The organism is Chromatiaceae bacterium (assembly GCA_016714645.1).
GTDB lineage: Bacteria > Pseudomonadota > Gammaproteobacteria > Chromatiales > Chromatiaceae > M0108.
Genome location: JADKCI010000001.1, coordinates 681,640 through 703,051, shown reverse-complemented (window position 1 = coordinate 703,051; position 21,412 = coordinate 681,640). Strand labels below are relative to the sequence as shown.

Genomic DNA, 21,412 nt, shown 5'->3' with positions numbered 1-21,412 from the left:
TTGGCCAGAGGCACGCCTCCGGGTCCGGCGGGAGTCGCCGCCAGGGGCAGAGTCGCGGCGGGCGCCGAAGGCGGGTTCATCGACCACCTCCCGGGGGCCGGGAATGGGAAGCAAGGATCGGCTTGCGCGCGGACACGCCAGCATCCGGGGTATTTTGCCCAATGCAATGCCCTGCGGACAGGCCGGCATTCGGGCTAATCGTCCCAATGAGGGGCCATGCGGCCAAGCCGGGAGCGGTCATCGCCCCCCTCCCGCGCGACGCGGATTCAGGCCCCGCGCCAGGGCTGGCCCTACCGGCTCCGCCGTGCTTAGCCACAGCAAGTGGGCGCGGTGCTGGCGCGCCAATCCCTCCAGGGTATCCAAGTGGGTGCGAAAGCGCTCTTGCCAGGCGGAGCGCCGCGCCTCGACCCCCATATCCAGCAGGCCCCGCCGTGCGCCATCCGTGACCGGATAGAGGCCGGGGGGCGGGGCCACTTCCTCCAGGGGATCGCGAACATGCACCAACACCACCTCACTGGCTCGCCCCAGTCGCGCCAGCCAGGCAGAACGCTCCGAGGTCAGATGATCGAAGTCGCTCAGGATAAAAATCAGGCTGCCGGGGCGCGCCAGATGCACCAACTGGTTCACCGCCGCCGTAACATCCCCCAGCCCGGTTGCCCCGACGGCCCGGCCCCCTCCCGCCAGGGCCTGGAGCAGGGGCAGCAGGCCCTGGGTGCGGGCGGCGGGTCGGTGCTCGAAGCGGCCCCGCTCGTCGAAGACCAGGCCGCCGACCCGGTCACCGCGATCCGCCGCCGCCCAGGCCAGCAGGGCTGCCGCCTGGGCAGCCACCACCGACTTGAAGGCGACACGGGTGCCAAAGCGCATGGACGGCCCCTGGTCGACCAGCAGCCAGAGGGGCCGCTCCCGCTCCTCGCGGAAGAGCTTGACATGGGGCGTCCCGGCGCGGGCCGTGACCCGCCAGTCCATGTTGCGGGCGTCGTCCCCCGGCTGATAGACCCGCGACTCGTCAAACTCCATGCCACGGCCACGAAAGCGGGAGAGATGACCCCCATTGCGCGTGGCCAGGATTTTACCGCGCGTCACCAGGTCCAGGCGGCCCGCCTCGCCGCGCAGGGCCAGCAGGTCCCGCAGCGAGACGCTGACCCCGGAAGAGTGCTCACGCCGGCCCTGAGCCGCCAGCCGGTCTGTCGCGATCAAGATCGCCTCCCCCGGTAAGGGATAGTCACCCCTTCACCCTTACCGATGAGGAGCAGTCGCATCGGGCCACCTCCTGGCCAGGATCCTGCCCCGGGCGGGGACGCGGCCGTTTGGCCAGGGCCGTTGCACTGACCGGCCGCGGCCGCCCAGGTTTGCCGGCCAGCTTGCACCAGGGCTTGCCTCATCATGGCTTCTGCCTCATTCAGGAACACCCGCGGCTCAGGGTACCGGCACCAGCGCGAGCAACTCGGTCACATACTGATCCGCCGTCCGGCCCTCCGCCTCGGCCTCGTAGGAAAGGAGGACGCGGTGCCGCAGGACGTCGGGGGCCAGGTCCTGAACATCCTCGGGGGAGACATAATCGCGGCCCGCCAGCCAGGCGCGGGCGCGGGCGCAACGATCCAGGGCCAGGGTGGCGCGTGGGCTGGCGCCGAAACGCAGCCAACCACCGAGCCCGGCCCCCAGGGGTTGGGGATCGCGGGTCGCCAGGACCAGGTGAATCAGATAGTCCTCCACGTCCGGGGACATATAGAGATCGAGGATGGCACGCCGGGCGGCGAAGATGGCACGCTGGCTCAGACGCGGTCCTTCATCCGCCGCCTCCTGGGCCCGGGCCTCGTCACGATTGAGGTGCAGGATCGCCTTCTCCGATGCCAGGTCGGGATAATCGACCCGCACATGCATCAGGAAGCGGTCGAGCTGGGCCTCCGGCAGGGGATAGGTGCCCTCCTGCTCGATGGGATTCTGGGTGGCCATGACCAGAAACAGCTCCGGCAGCCGGTAAGTCTCCCGACCCACCGTGACCTGGCGCTCGCCCATGGCCTCCAGCAGGGCGGACTGGACCTTGGCCGGGGCGCGATTGACCTCGTCGGCGAGCAGCAGATTATGGAAGACGGGGCCCCGGTCGAAGCGGAAGCTGCCATCCTGGGGACGATAGATCTCGGTGCCGGTGAGGTCCGCCGGCAGCAAGTCCGGGGTAAACTGGATACGGTGGAAGTCCCCTTCCAGGCCCGTGGCCAGGGCCTTGACGGCCTTGGTCTTGGCCAGACCCGGGGCACCCTCCACCAGCAGGTGACCATCGGCCAGCAGGGCGATCAGGAGCCGCTCCACCAGGCCCGACTGACCGAGGATGTGACGTTCCACGCGCTCGCGCAACCGGGCGAATTCCCCGCGGAGGATGGGGGCCTCGGCGGAGGCTGGGATGGGGGTCTGGGCTGCGGTCATTCCTCGGTCTCCATCAGCATATGCAGTCTCTGGCCAGGGTCGCTGGGAGGCCAGTCCGGTCACTGGGCACTAATGACATGCGCGATGGGCGCCAGTTCCCGGCGGTTGCGCATTACCATCACACAACCGGCCCAGCCTGCCTAACCCAATCTAGCTTTCCCATATATATCGAGATCCTGCACCGGCTGCTCACGCATTATCGCAACCCCACCGAGATGCCACTGCCCAAGCCAGCGCCCGCCGAGTTGATAGATAGTCTGGCGCATTCAGTCCAGACCGTCGTGCCCGCGCTAAACCCCGCTGCACCCCGCCACCGGATCCGCCTCGGCGGGCTGATCCCCTTACTCCTAGCCCTCGCCCGCCCGGCGCAAGCGCGCCTCGACACGCAGGCGCACCAGCAGGGCCGCATCCTGAACCTGGGGATAAAGGCGGTGAAACCGGTCCACCGCCAGGGCCTGGTGGGCGGCGACCTGCTCCAGGCGGGCCCGGGTCGCCGCTTGCAGGGGCAGCATCAGGAGTCGCGGGGCGAGGGCGGCGAGATACTGCGCCACGCGGTCCCGGTCTTTGGCCTCCTCCCAGCCCTCCCACAGCAGCAGTTCCGGAAAATCGTCGGTATCCAGACAGCGTCCCCCCAAGGCGTAGTTGACTTGCCCCGGCATGACCGCCCTCGCCGCCAGGGCCATCCCGGAACCATCCGGCTCGCGCCGGAACCACTGGCCCCGGCTCGCCTGCCCCGCCCGAGCCCACACCTGGGCCTCCAGGGCGGCGCGCCCGTCGCCATCCAGGCCCGGGGACTCCCCCGTGGTGCAACGCCACTTGGGCGCCCGGCCTTGGGCGAGGGGCTCGGCCCCGGTCACGGCCTCCAGCAAGGCCAGGGGGCGTTGATCGGCCCCGGCGTCCAGCAGCCAACGCTCATAGCGATCGCGCAGGGGAAAGGGCAAGGCCCCTTGGGCGGCCCGGGCGGCCTCGATGAGCCCCTGGCCGGCGACCCTGGCCCGTTCCCGCTCCACGGTCGGTGGGCTGGGGAAACAGGCCAGTCCCTCCGCCTCCGACCAGACGCCATGACGATAAAGGCTGAATGGCTGGGTATCGCCCAGGCTACCCCAGCCGACGGGGCGCGCGGCGAAGAGCTGGATCTCCCAATTTTGGCCATCCGTACTGATGGCACGCCCCAGGTCACTCTCGATGACCTGGATGACGCCCAGAAAGGGGTTGAGGCGACGCTCGGCGTAGCGCCGGGTGGCGGTCATGAGGAGGCGGCCGCCAGCTTGGCGCGCAATTGGTCGATGATGGTGTAGGCGGGATCCTGCATCTCGGGTGGCATGACCTCGAACAGGTATTCGACATCATCGAGCAGGGGCTCGATTTCAGCGCGCCGTGTCAGGCCGGGCAGGCGGCGGGCGACTTCTTGCAGATAGGCATGGGGGTCGGGAAGGGACATAATTGGGCTCCAGTGGCCACCGGCGCGAGACCGGCATCAGGGATTGGATCTTCTCCAACCTTCTTACTATATTTCAAGTTTCTAAAATGGTTAAGTTTGGCACCCCTCTTATCCCTCAGCCGGGATACCTTGGCGTCTCCGCCCTGGCCGCCATTCTGGCCATCTGCTCGGCCGCAGCGGGCGGCGCGCCCCTGACACCCGCCCTTTATACCGGCAACGGGGGGGTTCCCGGGGTGACGCTGGCCTCCTACCGAACCCTGTCCGCCAGCCTGTCGCGCGGCTACGACCGGAGCCGGGATATTTCCCCCCGCCAACTCCTCACCCTGCTGGAGGTCGCGGAACGCACCGGGACCAGTCTGGGACAGGCCCTGGCCACGGGCGAGATGGAGAGCGCCCATACCTGGAACGACCACGTCCGCCCGCCCCTGGCCAATGGCCAACTGGGCTCGGCCACCGGCGTCTGGCAGTTCCTGCCCGCCACCTTCCAGACCATCATCAAGAAATACGGCGCCCAACTGCTGGCGGCGACCGCCGCCGACTCGGCGGCCAACCGTGCTCCCCTGGACTTGGGCGAGGGGCCCTTCACCGATGCCCAGGTGCGCGACTTGATCCAGCAGACGGTAGCGGGTCAGCGGGGCGCGGGGGACGAGGAACTCCAGCTCATGCGTCACAACTTCGCCGTGCTGGCCTTCGCGAAACACTACCTGAGCCTCGACTCCGGCGCCACAACCCCGGAAGAGGATTATCTCTTCCACTTTCTGGGGGAGGGCCAGGGTCGCCGGATATTGGCACTGGCGCGAGGCGAGGCCCGGGATACCCTCTGCGTCCAGATGTGGGATACCCCCGCCGCGCCTCCGGACCACCGGCCGGAGCCCCCGGGAGGCGCGGCGCTGGTCGCCAACCAGGAGGTCAGGAAGGCACCCTCCCCACCACCCTCTCCGGAGCGGGTCAGCGTCCAGGCCGCGGGTGCCTCCTACTTTCTGACTGATGGGCCCATGCCCGCCTCGGCGCGTTCCCCCTTGCCGACAGAACCCGCCCTACCGAGCCCTACCATGCCCACCCCGGCGGACAATCCCATCTCTCGCCTGGTCGTGAAACTGAGATCCGCTGCCGGCATCCCGGTCAGGGCCCTGCCCGCTGTCGTCGAAGAGGCGGTCTGGGTCCTGCCGCCGGCCGAGCCACCCCCGCCGCCCCCCTTGGCCGAGTGGGGGCTGCCCGCCACTTCGCCCACCGTCACCAGTAATCCCGGCATGTTCTACCGCAATGGTAAGGGTGGCACCCAGCCCTACACCTGGGCCGAGTTCCTGGACCATCTGGCCAGGCAGGTGCGGGCGCAAGATCAGCCAGCGCTGGTGCGGGCCAAGTATGGGGTCGGGTTCGATCTGAAGGGAGGGGACATGCCGCAGTGGACCTTTGACCCGAAGGCGGCCACGGATGGGACAAACCGGTCCCAGACCGAGTTTTGGCACGAGATCAGCCAAGTCCTGTCAGTGCCCGAGGCGCTGATCACGGGTCCACTGAACCGGGAGGAGACCCACCATTACAAGAGGCGCCTCGCCGAGTTGGTGGTCCAGGGCGAGGATAAGCCCCTGAATACCCTGCCGGCGGAGGCCTTGTCAGGGCTTCAGCACCTCAAGCTGTTGCCGCCGCGATTTCAGCCGGTCGGCCCGGGAGACCCCGAGGTGCATAAAGCCCTGCGCGCCTTTCGCACCCTGATCGGCAAGGCGGAACCGGATGACCCCGCCCATGCCCGGCTGCTGCTGCCCGCCGAGCGGGTCGCGCTGGAAATCTATGACCAGCGCCTCGCCCGCCATGCCGCCTGGCAGGCTGGGCAGCAGGCCTCCGCGGCCCATGCCCCGGATCTCAACCGCATCAGGAAGATGCCCACCAGCCTGAAGAAGCGGGCAGCGCCCCATCTGGCCACCCTGCAGACGGCGCTGGCCGGGGAGGGTCTCCTGACCCCGCCGACTCGGAAAGTCGTCTGGCGCGACAAGAAGCGCAAGAAGCATATCGAGTACAAAAGGGTCCCCTTCGCGGGCACGGCGGATTCGGCGACGGTGATCGCCCTCAACAGCTTCCAGTGGCGCCGGGGCCTGCGGCAAACCGAAGGGGTTCTGGATGCCGTGACCCTGAACATGCTGGGCCTGACGGCGATGGGGCCGGAAATTTTTCAGCCGTTATCCGGGCCGCAATGCCCGATTAACGAGGCAGTCGAGCCGCTGCCCCTGTGCGAGATCGAAGTCCCGGCCAATAGCAAAGCGGCGAATTACAGCCTTCCCATCTCCCGGCCGGTCAGCTCCAATTCCGGGCTTCTGCTGTCGGCCTTGCGAGGCAACGGGATCTGCCCCGCGGGCCAGCTACCAACCCCGAATAGCCTGTAGGCAGTACTGGCGCGCGGTTGAACCCGGGATCAAATCCGAAGCAGTGCAGTCGGTCGCCGAGTTGGCGGCGCAGATAGAGCAGCCAGGGCAAGCCGGCGTGGGTGGACTTGGCGACCGAGCCGGGCATGTCGAAGCGGAAGACCGACTTGGCCCCGGCGCCCGCCTCCGTCAGACGGCGCCAACGGGGATTACCGGCGCGCTCCGCCCCCCTCCTGCCCAGGTCACCCTCGCGGACCGCCTCCACGTAGGCGTGGTCGCCATCGGTCGGCCAGTGGTGCTGGAAGTCCTGGAGGAAGGCCGGCCAGTCGTGGCTCAGATGGTTGGCCTCGAAATAGGCCAGGGCAAACGAGAAGCCATGGTCGATGCCGACCAGGGTGGGCACCTTTTCCCGCAGCCGCTCCGCCAGCCACTGGGCGATGCCGCGGCGGGTCCAGTACTGGCGCGGGCTGGGCGGCGGCAGGACCTCCACGGGGGGCGTCACGCGATCCGCGAGATAGACCCGCAGCCCCTTGATGCTCGATAGAGGTGTCCCGGCACCCGAGTAGTCGATGCCGATGTAGCGGGCGAAGGACGAGCTAGCGTTGCTGGTCAAGCGGCTTTCTCCATCGCTGGGGCCAGAGCCTCTTGTAGTACGACTTCGAGGAGGCGGCGGCTGTCGGTTTGGGTGGCGGTGAGGCTGGCTTCCAGTTGATCGCAGACGGCCATCAGTTCATCGACCTTGGCGACGATGCGCTGTTGTTCGGCGAGGGGGGGGATAGGGAAGGGTACGTCCTTCAAGTTAGAGGCGCTGATCCCCCAGTTCCCAACGGTCGTAGCGCAAGAATCTTCCAAGGTGTGCCGAACGAGATCACTGTCACCGGCGAGACGTATATAACCGGGCACCGCGAGTCCAGGATTCACGCGGACCCGGATTAATTTGTCCGGATAGATCGGAGCAATGCCGAGGTAGTTCCTGAATAGTTTGAGGCGTCCCACGAACGATTTGTTGCCGTTGAACCGACAGGCAAGCAAATCACCGGGGATCAACCCATATTGAACGCGGATGGCGTCGTCTATACCGCTGATCAACTTGTGCTCTTCCTCGGCGACGAGACCGTCTTGCCTGACGGTCCCGGCGCTGATGCGCAGGATCGGCACGCCATCCAAAGCGTCATCCGGCTTTCTGGAGTACCCATTCCGCGTGCCTTCGGCGAGCAGATGCTCCAGGCGCAAATAGCGCCATGAACCCGGCAGGCTGCATGGTGCGGATTGAATCGTCTTCGTACTCAATTGTGCTGGTTTATCCGTCGGGTCCTGCTCGACGAGCTTCCCGCGAACGGCAAGGTTGAGGATGGTTTGATGCAGGGCCTTGATGTGCTCGAGGCGGGTGGTGAGGCGCGGGAGGTGGTCCAGGTGAAAGCGGGCGTGCTCGCGGAAGGCGGTGGCTGCCTCGCCCTCGGCCGATGGGGCGGGCTGGTTGATGCGGTTCAGGCTGGCCGTCACCAGTCGGTCGCGCCGCTGCTCCCGCTCGGTCTGCGCTGCCTCCAACCGATCACAAAGCGCCATCAGCTCATCGACCTTGGCGACGATGCGGTGTTGTTCGGCGAGGGGAGGCAGGGGGAAGGGTGCGACGTTGGCATCTTCAGTGCGGAGACGTGGCATCTTCGTTCCCTGGCCGAGCCGAGTCACGTACTCGACGAAATCGGGTCGGCGCAAGGCCAATGCGCAATACTTCGAACAGAGAGGAGCGAAACTCCGAATTGCTACGATCTCAGTGGTTGAATAGCCAGGCTCATCGGCGACAAGCACCTTATTCAGGTACGGGCGCAGTTTCCCGTAAAGGATGTCCCCTACCTTGAACTCGGACTTGGTGCTCTGGGAAGCACGCTCGCTTGCCCGGACTCGTGTAACAAGTCGGCCTGTATCTTTCTCGATATCTTCAAGTTCGAGGAGCCAATGAGACTGGTCCAGCATATTCGGCTCGCGTTTAGCGCCAGCGTCGTACAGAAAGATGGAGCCAAGGGCAGCCCATGCCCAGCTACGCGGCAGATCGTAAGGCGCCGTGACCATTTTTAGCTCGTTCGCCTTGCTCTTCCTGATCTCCCCAGCGTTCAAAAGTCGCACCTTCTCGGTCTGAATACGCCGAAGCAGCTCCGTCGCCGGTTCGTCGCCGGGGTCCTGCACCACCAGCTTCCCCCGCACCGCCAGATCGAGAATGAACCGCCGCAACCGCGGCACGGCATCGGGCGCCTCGGCGATGCGCTCGAAATGCACTAGCAGCCGCGCGGGATTCATGCGGTATCCCCCTCACTGGTGAGAGGCTGCCACAGGGGCAGCCCTTCCCAGTTGGCTGGACAGCCCATTTGGGACTGGAGAGCAGTATCCAGGGTTTGGAGGTGGCTGACGAGCCGTTGCGGCCAGTGCCCAGCGGGCTCAATGCACTGAATGAGATGGACAAGTAAAACCAAGGTGTTGTAGATGTTGCGCTCCCTGCCGGTGCCCTGGAGCGGACAGGTGAAGAAATTGGGCCACAGGTATGGGGGCTTCTTTTTCGGGAGCTGGAAGGTAACGACAAACCTCCGGTTCCACAGCCGGCTGTGGTGAGCCGCGGTGTTGCGGACCACGCTCAGGTGATGGAACAGGGAACAGAAGATCTTCTCGTCCAGGTTGTAGGTGTCGGCGACATCCTGGCGAAGGCGGGGTGGATTTACCTGGTTAAGCAAACTGGAGACATTGCCGAAGGAGGCGACTTCGACCAGAACCCAAACCGGGGGCCACACCATGTGCAGGTTATGGTGGTGGTGCTTGATGAACTCCTCTTTGCTGCGGTCCATCTCCTGATAGAGCTTGGCCAAAGTCCTGGCGTGGATCAGCGGATCTCCGAAGTGCCGGTTCTCCAGATAAGCGAGGGGACCGAGCTGATGACCGATCTCGTAGGCCCAGCGGGAGCGAACCGAAATTTCGACGCGCTTGCACCCCTCGATGACCAGTCGGCGCAGCTCTCGATCAAACTGGTAAAGGTCCCAGATCTGGTCGAAGGTTGTTCCGGGCTGGAACCGGTCGGCCTGGCTGGGAAGGGTGAAGGGAAAGCGGTAGGCGGAGAGGCGGTAGTAGTTGTGATGGGCTAGACAGTGCAGCGCGAAGGGCTCGTCGGGCACGATCAAGCCGCGATCCTTGAGAATCTGGAGCTGCGCCGGATAGGTCGCAGGGGGCTTACTCATGCCCCAGCTCCTAGGGCCCGCCGTGGGATTGCGGTGGCCCACAAAAAGTAACCCCCCTGGTGCGCATCGTTGAGAGGCGTGGGGGGTGTTGTTAAATACATAGTGGTACCCGCCATCTGGTTAGTCAAGAACTCCATGCCCGCGGCAACGGCTGCCACCGGGCTCGCGATGCAAACCTTTGCTCCCATGACCGGGCTCATCGTAGTAAGGCCTCGGCCAGGATGCCCTTCAACTGCTCGCGCAGGGCGGCGGCCTGCCGTTCGGCCTCGTCGAGCGTCGTCAGCAGCTCTACCGGGTCGCCGTGGTCATCGGTGACGGTGTGCGAGTTCTTAAAGTCGAGGTTGTAGCCACGGGCCTTGATGGCGTCGATGCTGACCCGCCAGGCCTGTTCGGTCTCCTGGCGGCCGGCCCGCTCAGGACCGCCCCACCAGTCCACGCAGCCTTGCAGGTGCTCGACACGGATGGGTCGGGTCATGGAATAGGCCTTCTGGCCGGCGGGGACCGGGTGCTCGTAGAACCAGACCTCCTGGGTCGGCGCGCCCTTCTCGAAGAAGAGCAGGTTGGTGCCGATGCTGGCATAGGGTTTGAAGACGCTGTTAGGCAGGCGGACGATGGTATGCAGGTTGCACTCGGCGAGCAGGTGCTCCTTGAGCCGGGTCTTGACGCCCTCGCCGAAGAGGCTGCCGTCGGGCAGGACCACGGCGGCGCGGCCGCCGGGCTTTAGTAGGCGGATGAAGAGGGCGAGGAAGAGGTCCGCCGTCTCCTTGGTGCGGAAGTGGGCGGGAAAGTTGGACTCGATGCCGTCCTCTTCCTTGCCGCCGAAGGGCGGATTGGTGAGGATGATGTCCACCCGGTCGCCTTGGCCATAGCTGATGTAGGGCCGGGCCAGGGTGTTGTCGTGGCGAACGAAGCTGGGGTCCTCGATGCCGTGCAGCAGCAGGTTGGTGACACACAGCATATGGGGGAGCTGCTTCTTCTCCACGGCGCGCAAGCCGGCCTGGAGGGCCTGTTCGTCCTCCGGGCGTTTGACGTGGCGCTCGCGCATCTGGCGAATGGCGCAGGTCAGAAAACCGCCGGTACCGCAGGCGGGATCGAACAGGATTTCACCGGGCCTGGGGTCGATGCGATCGGCCATGAAGGCGGTGATGGCGCGGGGCGTGTAGTACTCGCCGGCGTTGCCGGCGCTTTGCAGGTCGTTGAGCAGTTGCTCGTAAATGTCGCCAAAGTGGCGGCGCTCGGCCAGGTCGTTGAAATCCACGCCGCTGATCCTGTTGACCACCTGGCGCAGAAGTTGGCCGGACTTCATATAGTTGTAGGCGTCCTCGAAGACGGCCCGTACCACCCGGGCACGGTTGGCGCTGGCGCCCCGGACGGGGACTTCCTTGAGGGCGGGAAAGAGGTCGTCGTTGATGAAGGCGAGCAAGGCCTCGCCAGTCAGGCCCTCCGGGTCCGCCGCCCAGGCCCGCCATTGCAGGCGCTGGGGGATGGGCGAGCGATAGTTGTCCCGCATCACCTCCAGTTCCTGATCCTGGTCATCGATGATCTTGAGGAAGAACATCCAGCAGAGTTGCGACAGGCGCTGGGCATCGCCATCGACGCCGACATCCTGACGCATGATGTCCTGGATGGATTTGACGGTGGTTCTGGCGGACATGGGCTAGGCGGTTTCCTGGTAGAGAGCGGCTTGCAGTTTGTGCACGGCCTGCTCGAAGCCGGCCTTGTTGCCAAATTGTTTGACGAGTTGGAGCGGCGTACCCAGGTTGCTGAAGGGCTGGATCTCAAGCACGCGGACGTTGTCCAGCCCCACAACAATGCCTTCGTCCTGGTACTTGGTCAGCAGCGCCTCTAATACGGCGCGGGCTTGGGGGCCGTATTGGGTGAAGATATCGCCCTTCCTGGCCTGGCTGACACGCTCGCGGCGGGTGAGCGGGGGCTGGTCGAAGGCGATATGGCAGATAAGGTCGAAGGGGTCGAGGTCCTTGCCCACCTCCTCCATCAAGGGGTCGAGCAGCAGCCCTTCCTCGGCCAGTTCAGCGATGATGACCTCCTTGCGTTCGGTGGCGCGCCAGCGGCGGAGAAACTGATCAAGGCTGGCGTACTGGCCGCGGATGGCGCGGCGGGAGTAGTCGCGCAGGCTCTCGGTAACGAGTTTACCCTCTTCATCCAGGTACTCCACGCGCTCGGCGAGGACCGTGACCGGCCGGCCCTTGATAAAGACCTTGGTACGGGGCTCCGGGGGATCGGGCGGCAGGTAAATGTCGGGTGGTTGGGGGTCATCGACGATCGTCTCGTCCTCGCCGGGCTCGGGAGGGATGGGGTCGTCGCCCTCGTCGACCGGCGGCATGTCATCGGGCGGAATGGGGGGATCGCCCTCGCCGGGCTCGTAGATCTGCACCGGCTCGCCGTCGAAGTCGGGATCGGCGAAGTGGTTGGTGGCCTTGCGGAAATCGACCAGGGTGAAGTAATACTTCTTGGTCTCCTCGTGTACTCGGGTGCCGCGCCCGAGGATCTGCTTGAACTCGGTCATGGAGCCAACCTCCCGCTCCAGCACGATCAGCCGACAGGTCTGGGCGTCCACCCCCGTCGAGAGCAGACGCGAGGTGGTGACGATGACCGGATAGCGGGACTCCGGGTCGATGAAGTTGTCGAGCTGGGCCTGGCCATCCGGGTCATCGCCGGTGATGCGCATGACATAGCGGCTATCCTGCTGGGCGAAATCGGCGTTTTCGTTGATCAGGGCCTGACGCATGCGGGCGGCGTGCTCGGTGTCGACGCAGAAGACGATGGTCTTCTGGAAGCGGTCGCCGCTCGCCTTGAGATAGTCCGAGACCCACTGGGCGACCCGCCGGGTGCGCTCGTCGATGACCAGGGAGCGGTCAAAATCCTTCTGGTTGTAGTGGCGATCCTCGATCCGGTTGCCGCTCAGGTCGGTTTCTTCGGGCAGCGGGCGGTAGCCCTCCACGTCGATGTCCAGGTGGACCTTAATGACCTTGTAGGGGGCAAGAAAACCATCACGGATGCCTTGCTTCAGGGTGTAGCTGTAAACCGGCTCGCCAAAGTAATGGATGTTAGAGACGTATTCGGTCTCCTTGGGCGTGGCGGTGAGGCCGATCTGGGTGGCGCGGTCGAAATATTCGAGGATCTCGCGCCAGGCCGAATCCTCGGCGGCGCTGCCCCGATGACACTCGTCGATGACGATGAGATCGAAGAAGCCCCGGGAGAATTCGCGAAAGAGCTTCTGGCGCTCCTCCGGGCCCGTGATGGCCTGGTAGAGGCCGAGGTAGATCTCGTAGGCGGTGTCAATGCGCCGGTGGCTGTCGCTGTCGCGGCGCTGACCGACGGCGAGGGTCAGATCGATCCGGGTCCCGTCGGCGCGCTCGATGGTCTTGGCGTGGGTGCTGAGCTTGGCCATGGCGGCGCCGAAGGGCCGGAAATCGTTGACCATGGTCTGGTTGATCAGCACATTGCGGTCGGCGAGGAAGAGGATGCGCCGCTTGCGACCAGCGCGCCACAGCCGCCAGACAATCTGAAAGGCGGTGTAGGTCTTGCCGGTGCCCGTGGCCATGACCAGCAGGATGCGGTCCTGGCCCTTGGCGATGGCCTCCACCGTGGCGTTGATGGCCTGGCGCTGGTAGTAGCGCGGCTCCTTGCCGCTGCCATCGTCGTAATAGGGTTGCAGGATGAGTGCTTCCTGGGCGGGGTCTATGCCCTTCCAGGCCCGGTATTGCCCCCACAGGGTCGCGGGGCTGGGAAAGGCGTCGAGGGCAAGCGGGGTCTCAAGCTGGGGGCTCTGGCCGGTGCGGTCGTGGAAGATGAAGGCGTCGCCATTGCTGGCGAAGACGAAGGGCACATCCAGGGTCAGGGCATAGTCGAGTGCCTGCTGCATCCCCGCACCGACGGGGTGCTGGTTATCCTTGGCCTCGATCAGGGCGATAGGGATGCCTTGGTAATAGAGGATGTAATCCGCGCGCTTGGCCTTGCCCCGGGTCACCAGCCGGCCGCGCACGATGATGCGGCCCTTGGTGAAATAGACCTGACGGCGGATCTGGGTCGCCTCGTCCCACCCGGCGGCGATGACGGCGGGGGTGATGAACTTGGCGCTGATATCATCTTCACTGAGGCTCTTCTTGTTCATGATGTTACGAAATTCCTGGATACCCCAGCCCGACTAGCGACGGAGAATGCTAGCGGGAAATATTAGCAGCCTTCAATATACACCCCCATAGCTCCCGCATCCCGAGGGTTCCATGCGCATTCGCCCGTCGCTGCTCGTCACCCTGGGTCTACTCTCCGGGCTGACGCCCTTCGCCATCGATATGTATCTGCCCAGCCTGCCGGCCATCGCCCAGGATCTGGACTCGACCATCGAGATGGCCCAACTCACGGTCACCCTCTATCTCGCGATCTTCGCCCTGGCCCAGTTGTTCATGGGTCCCCTGTCGGACATGCTCGGCCGGCGCGCCACCATCGGCGGCGGCCTGATCCTCTTTTGTCTCGGGGCCCTGGGCTGCGCCCTGGCCAGCCAGATGGAGACCCTGCTGGGGGCGCGGATGGTCCAGGCCGCGGGTGGGGCGGCGATCGCGGTGACCGTGCCGGCCCTGGTCCGGGATCTCTTCGAGCGGGACCACTATGCCCGGGTCATCGGCCTGGTGATGATGATCATGTCCCTGGCGCCCCTGCTGGCCCCCTCCATCGGTGGGGTCATCGTGACGCATGCCGGTTGGCCTTGGGTCTTCATCGCCCTCCTGGGCATTGCGCTGGTGGCGAGCGCGCTCTTTTGGTGGCTGATCCCCGAGACCCTGCCGCCCGAGCGCCGCCACCCGCCGCATCTGGGTCGGGTCCTGGGCAATTATTACGGATTGCTGCGCCATCGGCTGGGCATGGGGTATCTGCTGACCGGGGCCTTCTCCTTCGGCGGCATGATGACCTTCATCGTCAGTTCCCCCTATGTGTACATAGTGTTGTACGAGGTGCCGACCGCCTGGTTTGGGGTGCTGTTCGGCGCCAACGTGGCGGTGGCCATGGTGACGACCCTGTTCAACACCCGGCTGGTGGTGCGCCTGGGCGCGGAGCGCCTGCTGCGGCTTGGCCTGCGGGTCCAGGTGGTCGCCGCCCTGATTTTGCTTGCCCTGGCCTTTGTGGATTTACCTCCCCTCTGGGCGATCCTGCTGGGGGTGCTCCTCTACCTGGGGATGACCGGGCTGGTGCTGGGCAATGCCATGGCCAGTTACATGGTGTACTTCGTGCGCCTGGCGGGGACCGCCTCGGCCTTCTCCGGGGCGGCGCGCTTTGGGTTCGGGGCCGTCGTCGGGACCCTGGTCAGCCTGGCCCATGACGGTAGCGCTCGCCCCCTGCTGCTTGGGATGGCCCTGTCCGGGCTCATGGCGGGGGTGAGCTATTGGCTCCTGTGCCGCGAAGGCCGAAAGAAGGAGGATATCTATGAGCAACGAACGATTTGACAGTGTATGAGATGCCATTGAGGACACACCCGAGGAAGCCGCCAACATGAAGCTCCGCTCGGAGCTAATGCTGGCCCTGAAAGAACATATCGCCCGCGCCGGGCTGAGCCAGTCCCAGGCCGCCAAACTGTTCGGCGTTACGCAACCCCGTATCTCCGACCTGATGCGCGGCAAAATAAGCCTGTTCGGCCTGGATTCCCTGGTTAACATGGCGGCTGCGGCCGGCTTGTACATCGAAATGCGCATGCGGGAAGCCGCGTAAAGGGTGAGGAGGCCGAGCTTTCCCTAATAGGCGGCTCGGGCTCTGGCTTGATCTGCTACGCGGCCTGCTCCCTCCCCGGGTGGGGTTAAGCCCGAAGTAAAAAACACCCGGCGAGGTGCCGGGCGAAAAGTCTCCTTTAGAGAGGCGAGGAGGACAGGGGTAGGGCCGGCGGCATGCGGGGCACTCCCCCATTCGGGCCGATAGGGCCGGGTGCAATCACCCGGCGCAACTGCCTGGCAACCAGTTTTGTTAGAAGGTATCGCCGGGCACCCGCACCCATCCTTCCATCAAGACCCGGGCGCTGCGGCTCATGATGGCCTTGGTCACGGTCCAGTGGCCCTGGAACTGGGTCGCTTCCGCGCCCACCCGCAGGGTGCCGGAGGGGTGGCCGAAGCGCACGGCCTTGCGGGCGCCGCCGCCGGCGGCGAGGTTCACCAGGGTGCCCGGAACCGCGGCGGCGGTACCGATGGCCACGGCGGCCGTGCCCATCATGGCGTGGTGCAGTTTGCCCATGGAGAGGGCGCGCACGCAGAGGTCGATGTCGGCGGCCGCCACCGGCTTGCCGCTGGACGACAGGTAATCGGCCGGCCCCGCGACAAAGGCGACCTTCGGCGTGTGCTGACGCTGGGCGGCCTCGGCGAGGTCCTTGATGAGGCCCATGCGCACCGCGCCGTAGGCTCGGATGGCCTCGAACATCTTTAAGGCATTCGCATCGCCGTTGATGGCGTCCTGCAACTCGGTGCCGGTGTAGCCGATGGCCTCGGCGTTGACAAAGATGGTGGGGATGCCCGCATTGATCAGGGTCGCCTGGAAGGTACCGACACCCGGGACCTCCAGGTCGTCCACCAGGTTGCCGGTGGGGAACATGGCGCCGCCACCCTCGCCTTCGCCCTCGTCGGCCGGATCGAGAAACTCCAGTTGCACCTCGGCGGCGGGGAAGGTCACGCCGTCGAGCTCGAAATCACCCGTCTCCTGGACGGCGCCCTGGGTCATGGGCACGTGGGCGATGATGGTCTTGCTGATATTGGCCTGCCAGATGCGCACGGTGGCCATGCCGTTTTCCGGCAGGCGGCTGGGATGGACCAGGCCGTTGGCGATGGCGAAGGGCCCGACGGCGGCGGAGAGGTTCCCGCAATTGCCGCTCCAGTCCACGAAGGCTTTGTCGATGGACACCTGGCCGAAGAGGTAATCGACATCGTGATCGGGCTTGGTGCTCTTGGAGAGGATGACCGTTTTGCTGGTGCTGGAGGTGGCCCCACCCATGCCATCAATCTGTTTGCCGTAGGGGTCGGGGCTGCCGATGACGCGCAGCAGCAGGGCATCGCGAGCCGCGCCCGGCACCCGGCAAGGCTCGGGCAGGTCCTGGAGGCGGAAGAAGACACCCTTGCTGGTGCCACCGCGCATGTAGGTGGCAGGGATCTTGACTTGGGGGACGTTAGACATAGGCTTGATATCTCGGCAGATTGATCTGTTCACTCCCCTTTCCCCTCACCCCTAGCGGGAGAGGGTTTTGTCACGCCGCCTTGGCCGATGCGAGGAAGTCCTGGGCGAAGCGCTGGAGCACGCCGCCGGCCTCGTAGATGGAGACCTCCTCGGCGGTGTCGAGGCGGCAGGTCACTGGCGCCTCGACGGTCTCACCGTTCTTACGATGGATCACCAGCGTCAGCGTGGCGCGGGGCTTGCGGCTGCCGATCACGTCGAAGACCTCGGTGCCGTCGATCCCCAGGGTCTTGCGGTTGACGCCCGGCTGGAACTCCAACGGCAACACACCCATGCCGACCAGGTTGGTGCGGTGGATACGCTCGAACCCTTCGGCGACGATCGCCTCCACCCCAGCCAGGCGCACGCCCTTGGCGGCCCAGTCGCGCGATGAGCCCTGACCATAGTCAGCGCCGGCGATAATGATCAGCGGCTGCCGGCGCGCCATGTAAGTCTCAATCGACTCCCACATGCGCATGACCTGGCCGTCTGGCTCGACACGGGCCAGCGAACCCTTCTTGACCTGGCCATCGACCAGGGCCATCTCGTTCACCAGTTGCGGGTTGGCGAAGGTGGCGCGCTGGGCAGTCAGGTGGTCGCCGCGGTGGGTGGCGTAGGAGTTAAAGTCCTCCTCCGGCAGGCCCATTTTCGCCAGGTACTCCCCGGAGGCGCTGTTCGCCAGGATGGCATTGGACGGCGACAGATGGTCGGTGGTGATGTTGTCCGGCAGGACCGCCAGCGGCCGCAGGCCCTTGAGGGTCCGCTCACCGGCCAGTGCGCCTTCCCAGTAGGGCGGACGGCGGATATAGGTGCTCATCGGACGCCAGTCGTAAAGCGGACTGACCTGCCCGCCCTTGTCCACCTGGATCGCGAACATAGGGTCATAGACCTGGCGGAACTGCTCCGGCTTGACGCAGGCGGCGACGATGGCGTCGACCTCCTCGTCGCTCGGCCACAGATCCTTCAGGGTGATGGGGTTGCCCCGCGGGTCATGGCCGAGCGCATCCCGCTCGATGTCAAAACGCACCGTGCCGGCGATGGCGTAGGCCACCACCAGCGGCGGCGAGGCCAGGAAGGCCTGCTTGGCATAGGGGTGGATGCGGCCGTCGAAGTTGCGGTTGCCCGACAGCACGGCGGTCGCGAAGAGGTCGCGGTCGATGATCTCTTGCTGGATCTTCGGGTCCAATGCGCCGGACATGCCGTTGCAGGTGGTGCAGGCGTAAGCGACGATGCCGAAGCCGAGTTTCTCCAACTCCGGCAGCAGGCCGGCCTCCTCCAGATACAGCTTGGCCACCTTGGAGCCCGGGGCAAAGGAGGTCTTGACCCAGGGCTTGCGCGTCAGGCCCAAGGCGTTGGCCTTCTTAGCCACCAGAGCGGCGGCCACCACGTTGCGCGGGTTGCTGGTATTGGTGCAACTGGTGATGGCGGCGATGATGACTGCGCCGTCCGGCATCAGGCCCTCCTGCTCTTCGGCCAGTGCCTTGTCCAGATCGACGGCAATGCCCCGCTCGCGCAGGGCGCTGGTCGGTAGCCGACGGTGCGGATTGGACGGGCCGGCCATGTTGCGCACGACGGTCGACAGGTCGAACTCCAGCACCCGCTCATACTCGGCGGTGGCCAGCGCATCGGCCCACAGGCCGGTGGTCTTGGCATAGGTCTCGACCAGGGCGACCTGCTCCGGCTCGCGGCCGGTGAGCCTGAGGTAGTCGATGGTCTGGCCATCGATGTAGAACATCGCCGCCGTGGCGCCGTACTCCGGACACATGTTGGAGATGGTGGCCCGGTCGCCGATCGTGAGGCTGGCCGCACCCTCACCGAAGAACTCGACCCAGGCGCCGACCACGCGCGACTGGCGCAGGAACTCGGTCAGGGCCAGGACGATGTCGGTGGCGGTGATGCCCGGCTGGCGCTGGCTGGTCAGCCGCACGCCGAGGATGTCGGGCAGGCGCATCATGGAGGCGCGGCCGAGCATCACGGTCTCGGCCTCCAGGCCGCCGACCCCGATGGCGATCACGCCGAGCGCATCCACATGCGGGGTATGGCTGTCGGTGCCCACGCAGGTATCCGGGAAGGCGACGCCGTCACGGGCCTGAATCACTGGCGACATCTTCTCCAGGTTGATCTGGTGCATGATGCCGTTCCCGGCCGGGATGACGTCGACGTTCTTGAAGGCGGTTTTGGTCCACTCGATGAAGTGGAAACGGTCTTCGTTGCGCCGATCCTCGATGGCGCGGTTCTTCGCGAAGGCGTCCGGATCGAAACCCGCGAATTCCACGGCCAACGAGTGATCGACGATCAGTTGGGTGGGCACCACCGGGTTGACCTGGGCCGGATCACCGCCCTGCTCGGCAATCGCATCACGCAGGCCCGCCAGGTCCACCAGGGCGGTCTGGCCAAGGATGTCATGGCAAACGACCCGGGCCGGGTACCAGGGGAAGTCCAGGTCACGCTTGCGCTCGATGAGCTGCTTGAGCGAATCGGTCAGGATTGCTGGATCACAGCGGCGCACCAACTGTTCCGCCAGCACTCGCGAGGTATAGGGCAGCTTGGCATAGGCGCCTGGCTGGATCGCCTCGATCGCGGCCCGCGTATCGAAGTAATCCAGATCGGTGCCCGGCAGGGGTCTGCGGTAGGCGTTGCTCATGATCAGCGCTGCTCCACGGGCACCCAGGGCCGGTTCTCGAGACCCACATAGGTGGCGCTCGGGCGGATGATCTTGTTGTCGATGCGCTGCTCGATGATGTGAGCGGTCCAGCCACTGGTGCGGGCGATGACGAAGAGGGGCGTGAACATTGCAGTGGGTACGCCCATCAGGTGGTAGCTGACGGCCGAGAACCAGTCCAGATTGGGGAACATCTTCTTGATGTCCCACATGATGGTCTCCAGGCGCTCGGCGATGTCATACATGAGGTGTTCGGTGGTGTCGTCGGCCAGAGCCTTGGCGACCCGCTTGATGACCTCGTTACGGGGGTCGCCGATGGTATAGACGGGGTGCCCGAAGCCAATGACGATCTCCTTGCGCGCGACCCTGGCGCGGATGTCGGCCTCGGCCTGATCGGCGCTGTCGTAGCGGCTCTGGATGTCGCAGGCCACCTCGTTGGCGCCGCCATGCTTGGGCCCGCGCAGGGCGCCGATGGCGCCGGAGACACAGGAATAGATGTCCGAGCCGGTCCCGGCGATGACGCGCGCGGTGAAGGTGGAGGCGTTGAACTCATGCTCGGCATAGAGGTTCAGCGAGGTGTGCATGGCGCGGATCTGCAGCTCGGTGGGCGGGCGGCCATGGAGCAGGTGCAGGAAGTGGGCGGCGATGGTCTCATCCTCGGTCTCGACCGCGATGCGCTTGCCATGATGGCTGAAGTGGTACCAGTAGAGCAGCATGGAGCCCAGGCTGGCGATGAGGCGATCACCGATGCCGCGGGCGGCCGCCACGGGCTGGGACTCCCGCTCCGGCTCCAGGGTGCCGAGCACGGAGGCACCGGTTCGCAGCACATCCATGGGATGGGCGGAGGCCGGGAGCTGCTCCAGGATGTTCTTCAGCGCCGAGGGCAGGTCGCGCATGGACTGGAGCAGGCGCTTGTATTCCATCAACTGGTGCGCATTGGGCAGTTCGCCATGGATCAGCAGATAGGCAATCTCCTCGAACTCGGCGATGTCGGCGAATTCCAGGATGTCATAGCCGCGATAGTGCAGGTCGTTGCCGGTACGTCCGACGGTGCAGATGGCGGTATTGCCGGCGGGGGTGCCGGACAGGGCGACGGACTTCTTGCCCTTGGGGGCCTGGGCAACTTCTGGCTTGCTCATGGTGAAACTCCGGTGGTATCAATCGAGGTTATGTTCGCCGGGGAACCCGTCCCGCCGGCCGTCTGGGGCCTGGCCTCAGTCTTCCCCGCCCGCGGAGAAGAGGGCATCCAGCTTCTGTTCAAAGGCGTGATAGCCCAGGTAGTCGTACAGATCCATGCGCGTCTGCATGGTGTCCACCACCGCCTGCTGGGTGCCATCGCGACGGATCGCCTGGTAAACCTTGAGGGCGGCCTGGTTCATGGCGCGGAAGGCGGACAGGGGATAGAGCACCAGGCCCACGCCCACGGCACCCAACTCCTGGGTGGTGAAGAGAGGGGTGGCGCCGAACTCGGTGATATTGGCCAGCACCGGCACGCCCACGGCCTGGACGAACTCCCGATACTGGTCGAGTTCGGTCATGGCCTCGGGGAAGATCATGTCCGCGCCGGCCTCGACGCAGGCGCAGGCGCGGTCGATAGCGGACTGGAAACCTTCCACCGCCAGGGCGTCGGTGCGGGCCATGATGACAAAGTCATCCCGGGCCGCGTCCACCGCCGCCTTGACCCGGTCCACCATCTCCGCCTTGGAGACGATGGCCTTGCCGGGCCGGTGGCCGCAGCGCTTGGCCTGGACCTGGTCCTCGATGTGGCAGCCGGCGGCACCAGCGCGCATCAGTTCCCGCACGGTGCGCTCGATGTTGAAGGCGCTGGGGCCCAGGCCGGTATCGGCATCCACCAGCAGCGGGGCCTGGGTGACATAGGTGATGCGGCGCACGTCCTCGCAGACGTCGTGCAGGTTGCTGATCCCCAGGTCCGGCAGGCCCAGGGAGCCCGCCGCGACGCCGCCGCCGGAGAGGTAGAGGGCGCGGTAGCCGACGCGCTCGGCCATCATGGCGTGGTAGGCATTGATGGCGCCGACGACCTGCAGGGGCTGTTCCGCGCCGACGGCCTGGCGCAGGCGGGCGCCGGGGGACTGGGATGGCTTCATGG

General features: G+C 65.7%; 14 protein-coding genes and 2 pseudogenes. 3 read left to right on the top strand and 13 right to left on the bottom strand.

What is annotated here, in order from left to right:
- Positions 1-237: 237 nt before the first annotated feature.
- From IPN92_03195 to IPN92_03180, 4 genes are all read right to left on the bottom strand, one after another.
- Positions 238-1,179, bottom strand: coding sequence for a DUF58 domain-containing protein (locus tag IPN92_03195; GenBank protein ID MBK8637322.1), 942 nt, complete (start codon positions 1,177-1,179; stop codon positions 238-240).
- Between the two features lie 237 nt (positions 1,180-1,416).
- The gene (locus IPN92_03190) at positions 1,417-2,421 is read right to left on the bottom strand and encodes a MoxR family ATPase (GenBank protein MBK8637321.1); all 1,005 of its coding nucleotides are present in this window, start codon (positions 2,419-2,421) and stop codon (positions 1,417-1,419) included.
- A gap of 347 nt (positions 2,422-2,768) precedes the next feature.
- Positions 2,769-3,671 (bottom strand): hypothetical protein, encoded by a 903-nt coding sequence (locus tag IPN92_03185; GenBank protein MBK8637320.1) that lies wholly within the window; start codon positions 3,669-3,671, stop codon positions 2,769-2,771.
- Entirely contained in the window at positions 3,668-3,862 is a 195-nt protein-coding gene (locus IPN92_03180; protein ID MBK8637319.1) for a hypothetical protein, read from the bottom strand. Before IPN92_03180 ends, IPN92_03185 begins: the two co-directional genes overlap by 4 nt.
- Positions 3,863-3,948: 86 nt before the next feature.
- Here IPN92_03180 and IPN92_03175 point away from each other — a divergent pair, with 86 nt between their 5' ends.
- Entirely contained in the window at positions 3,949-6,243 is a 2,295-nt protein-coding gene (locus IPN92_03175) for a peptidoglycan-binding protein (protein MBK8637318.1), read from the top strand.
- Positions 6,244-6,271: 28 nt separating this feature from the next.
- Here IPN92_03175 and IPN92_03170 read toward each other — a convergent pair.
- From IPN92_03170 to IPN92_03150, 5 genes and pseudogenes are all read right to left on the bottom strand, one after another.
- Positions 6,272-6,835: pseudogene (locus tag IPN92_03170) on the bottom strand (hypothetical protein).
- A complete protein-coding gene (locus IPN92_03165) occupies positions 6,832-8,517 on the bottom strand; it encodes a restriction endonuclease subunit S (GenBank protein MBK8637317.1) in 1,686 nt (561 codons plus the stop codon). The pseudogene IPN92_03170 and the gene IPN92_03165 overlap by 4 nt, the downstream one beginning before the upstream one ends.
- Positions 8,514-9,443, bottom strand: coding sequence for an Abi family protein (locus tag IPN92_03160; GenBank protein ID MBK8637316.1), 930 nt, complete (start codon positions 9,441-9,443; stop codon positions 8,514-8,516). The genes IPN92_03165 and IPN92_03160 overlap by 4 nt, the downstream gene beginning before the upstream one ends.
- 196 nt (positions 9,444-9,639) lie before the next feature.
- Complete coding sequence (locus IPN92_03155; GenBank protein ID MBK8637315.1) at positions 9,640-11,097, bottom strand: SAM-dependent DNA methyltransferase; 1,458 nt, start codon at positions 11,095-11,097, stop codon at positions 9,640-9,642.
- Positions 11,098-11,100: 3 nt separating this feature from the next.
- Complete coding sequence (locus IPN92_03150) at positions 11,101-13,578, bottom strand: DEAD/DEAH box helicase family protein (GenBank protein MBK8637314.1); 2,478 nt, start codon at positions 13,576-13,578, stop codon at positions 11,101-11,103.
- Positions 13,579-13,690: 112 nt separating this feature from the next.
- On the opposite strand from IPN92_03150, the gene IPN92_03145 reads away from it, so the two are divergent.
- Both IPN92_03145 and IPN92_03140 read left to right on the top strand, forming a co-directional pair.
- Positions 13,691-14,902: a Bcr/CflA family multidrug efflux MFS transporter gene (locus IPN92_03145; protein MBK8637313.1), complete on the top strand. Its 1,212-nt coding sequence runs from the start codon at positions 13,691-13,693 to the stop codon at positions 14,900-14,902.
- Positions 14,883-15,164 (top strand): annotated as a pseudogene (locus IPN92_03140) (XRE family transcriptional regulator). Before IPN92_03145 ends, IPN92_03140 begins: the two are co-directional and overlap by 20 nt.
- Positions 15,165-15,413: 249 nt before the next feature.
- On the opposite strand, the gene prpF reads toward IPN92_03140, so the two are convergent.
- The 4 genes from prpF to prpB form a co-directional block, all read right to left on the bottom strand.
- The gene (gene prpF / locus IPN92_03135; GenBank protein ID MBK8637312.1) at positions 15,414-16,607 is read right to left on the bottom strand and encodes a 2-methylaconitate cis-trans isomerase PrpF; all 1,194 of its coding nucleotides are present in this window, start codon (positions 16,605-16,607) and stop codon (positions 15,414-15,416) included.
- Positions 16,608-16,677: 70 nt separating this feature from the next.
- Positions 16,678-19,287, bottom strand: coding sequence for a Fe/S-dependent 2-methylisocitrate dehydratase AcnD (acnD, locus tag IPN92_03130; protein MBK8637311.1), 2,610 nt, complete (start codon positions 19,285-19,287; stop codon positions 16,678-16,680).
- A gap of 2 nt (positions 19,288-19,289) precedes the next feature.
- On the bottom strand, positions 19,290-20,444 hold the full coding sequence (gene prpC, locus IPN92_03125) for a 2-methylcitrate synthase (GenBank protein ID MBK8637310.1): 1,155 nt from the start codon (positions 20,442-20,444) through the stop codon (positions 19,290-19,292).
- A 75-nt stretch (positions 20,445-20,519) separates the two neighbouring features.
- Positions 20,520-21,410, bottom strand: a complete 891-nt coding sequence (gene prpB / locus IPN92_03120) for a methylisocitrate lyase (GenBank protein MBK8637309.1) — start codon at positions 21,408-21,410, stop codon at positions 20,520-20,522.
- Positions 21,411-21,412: the final 2 nt, after the last annotated feature.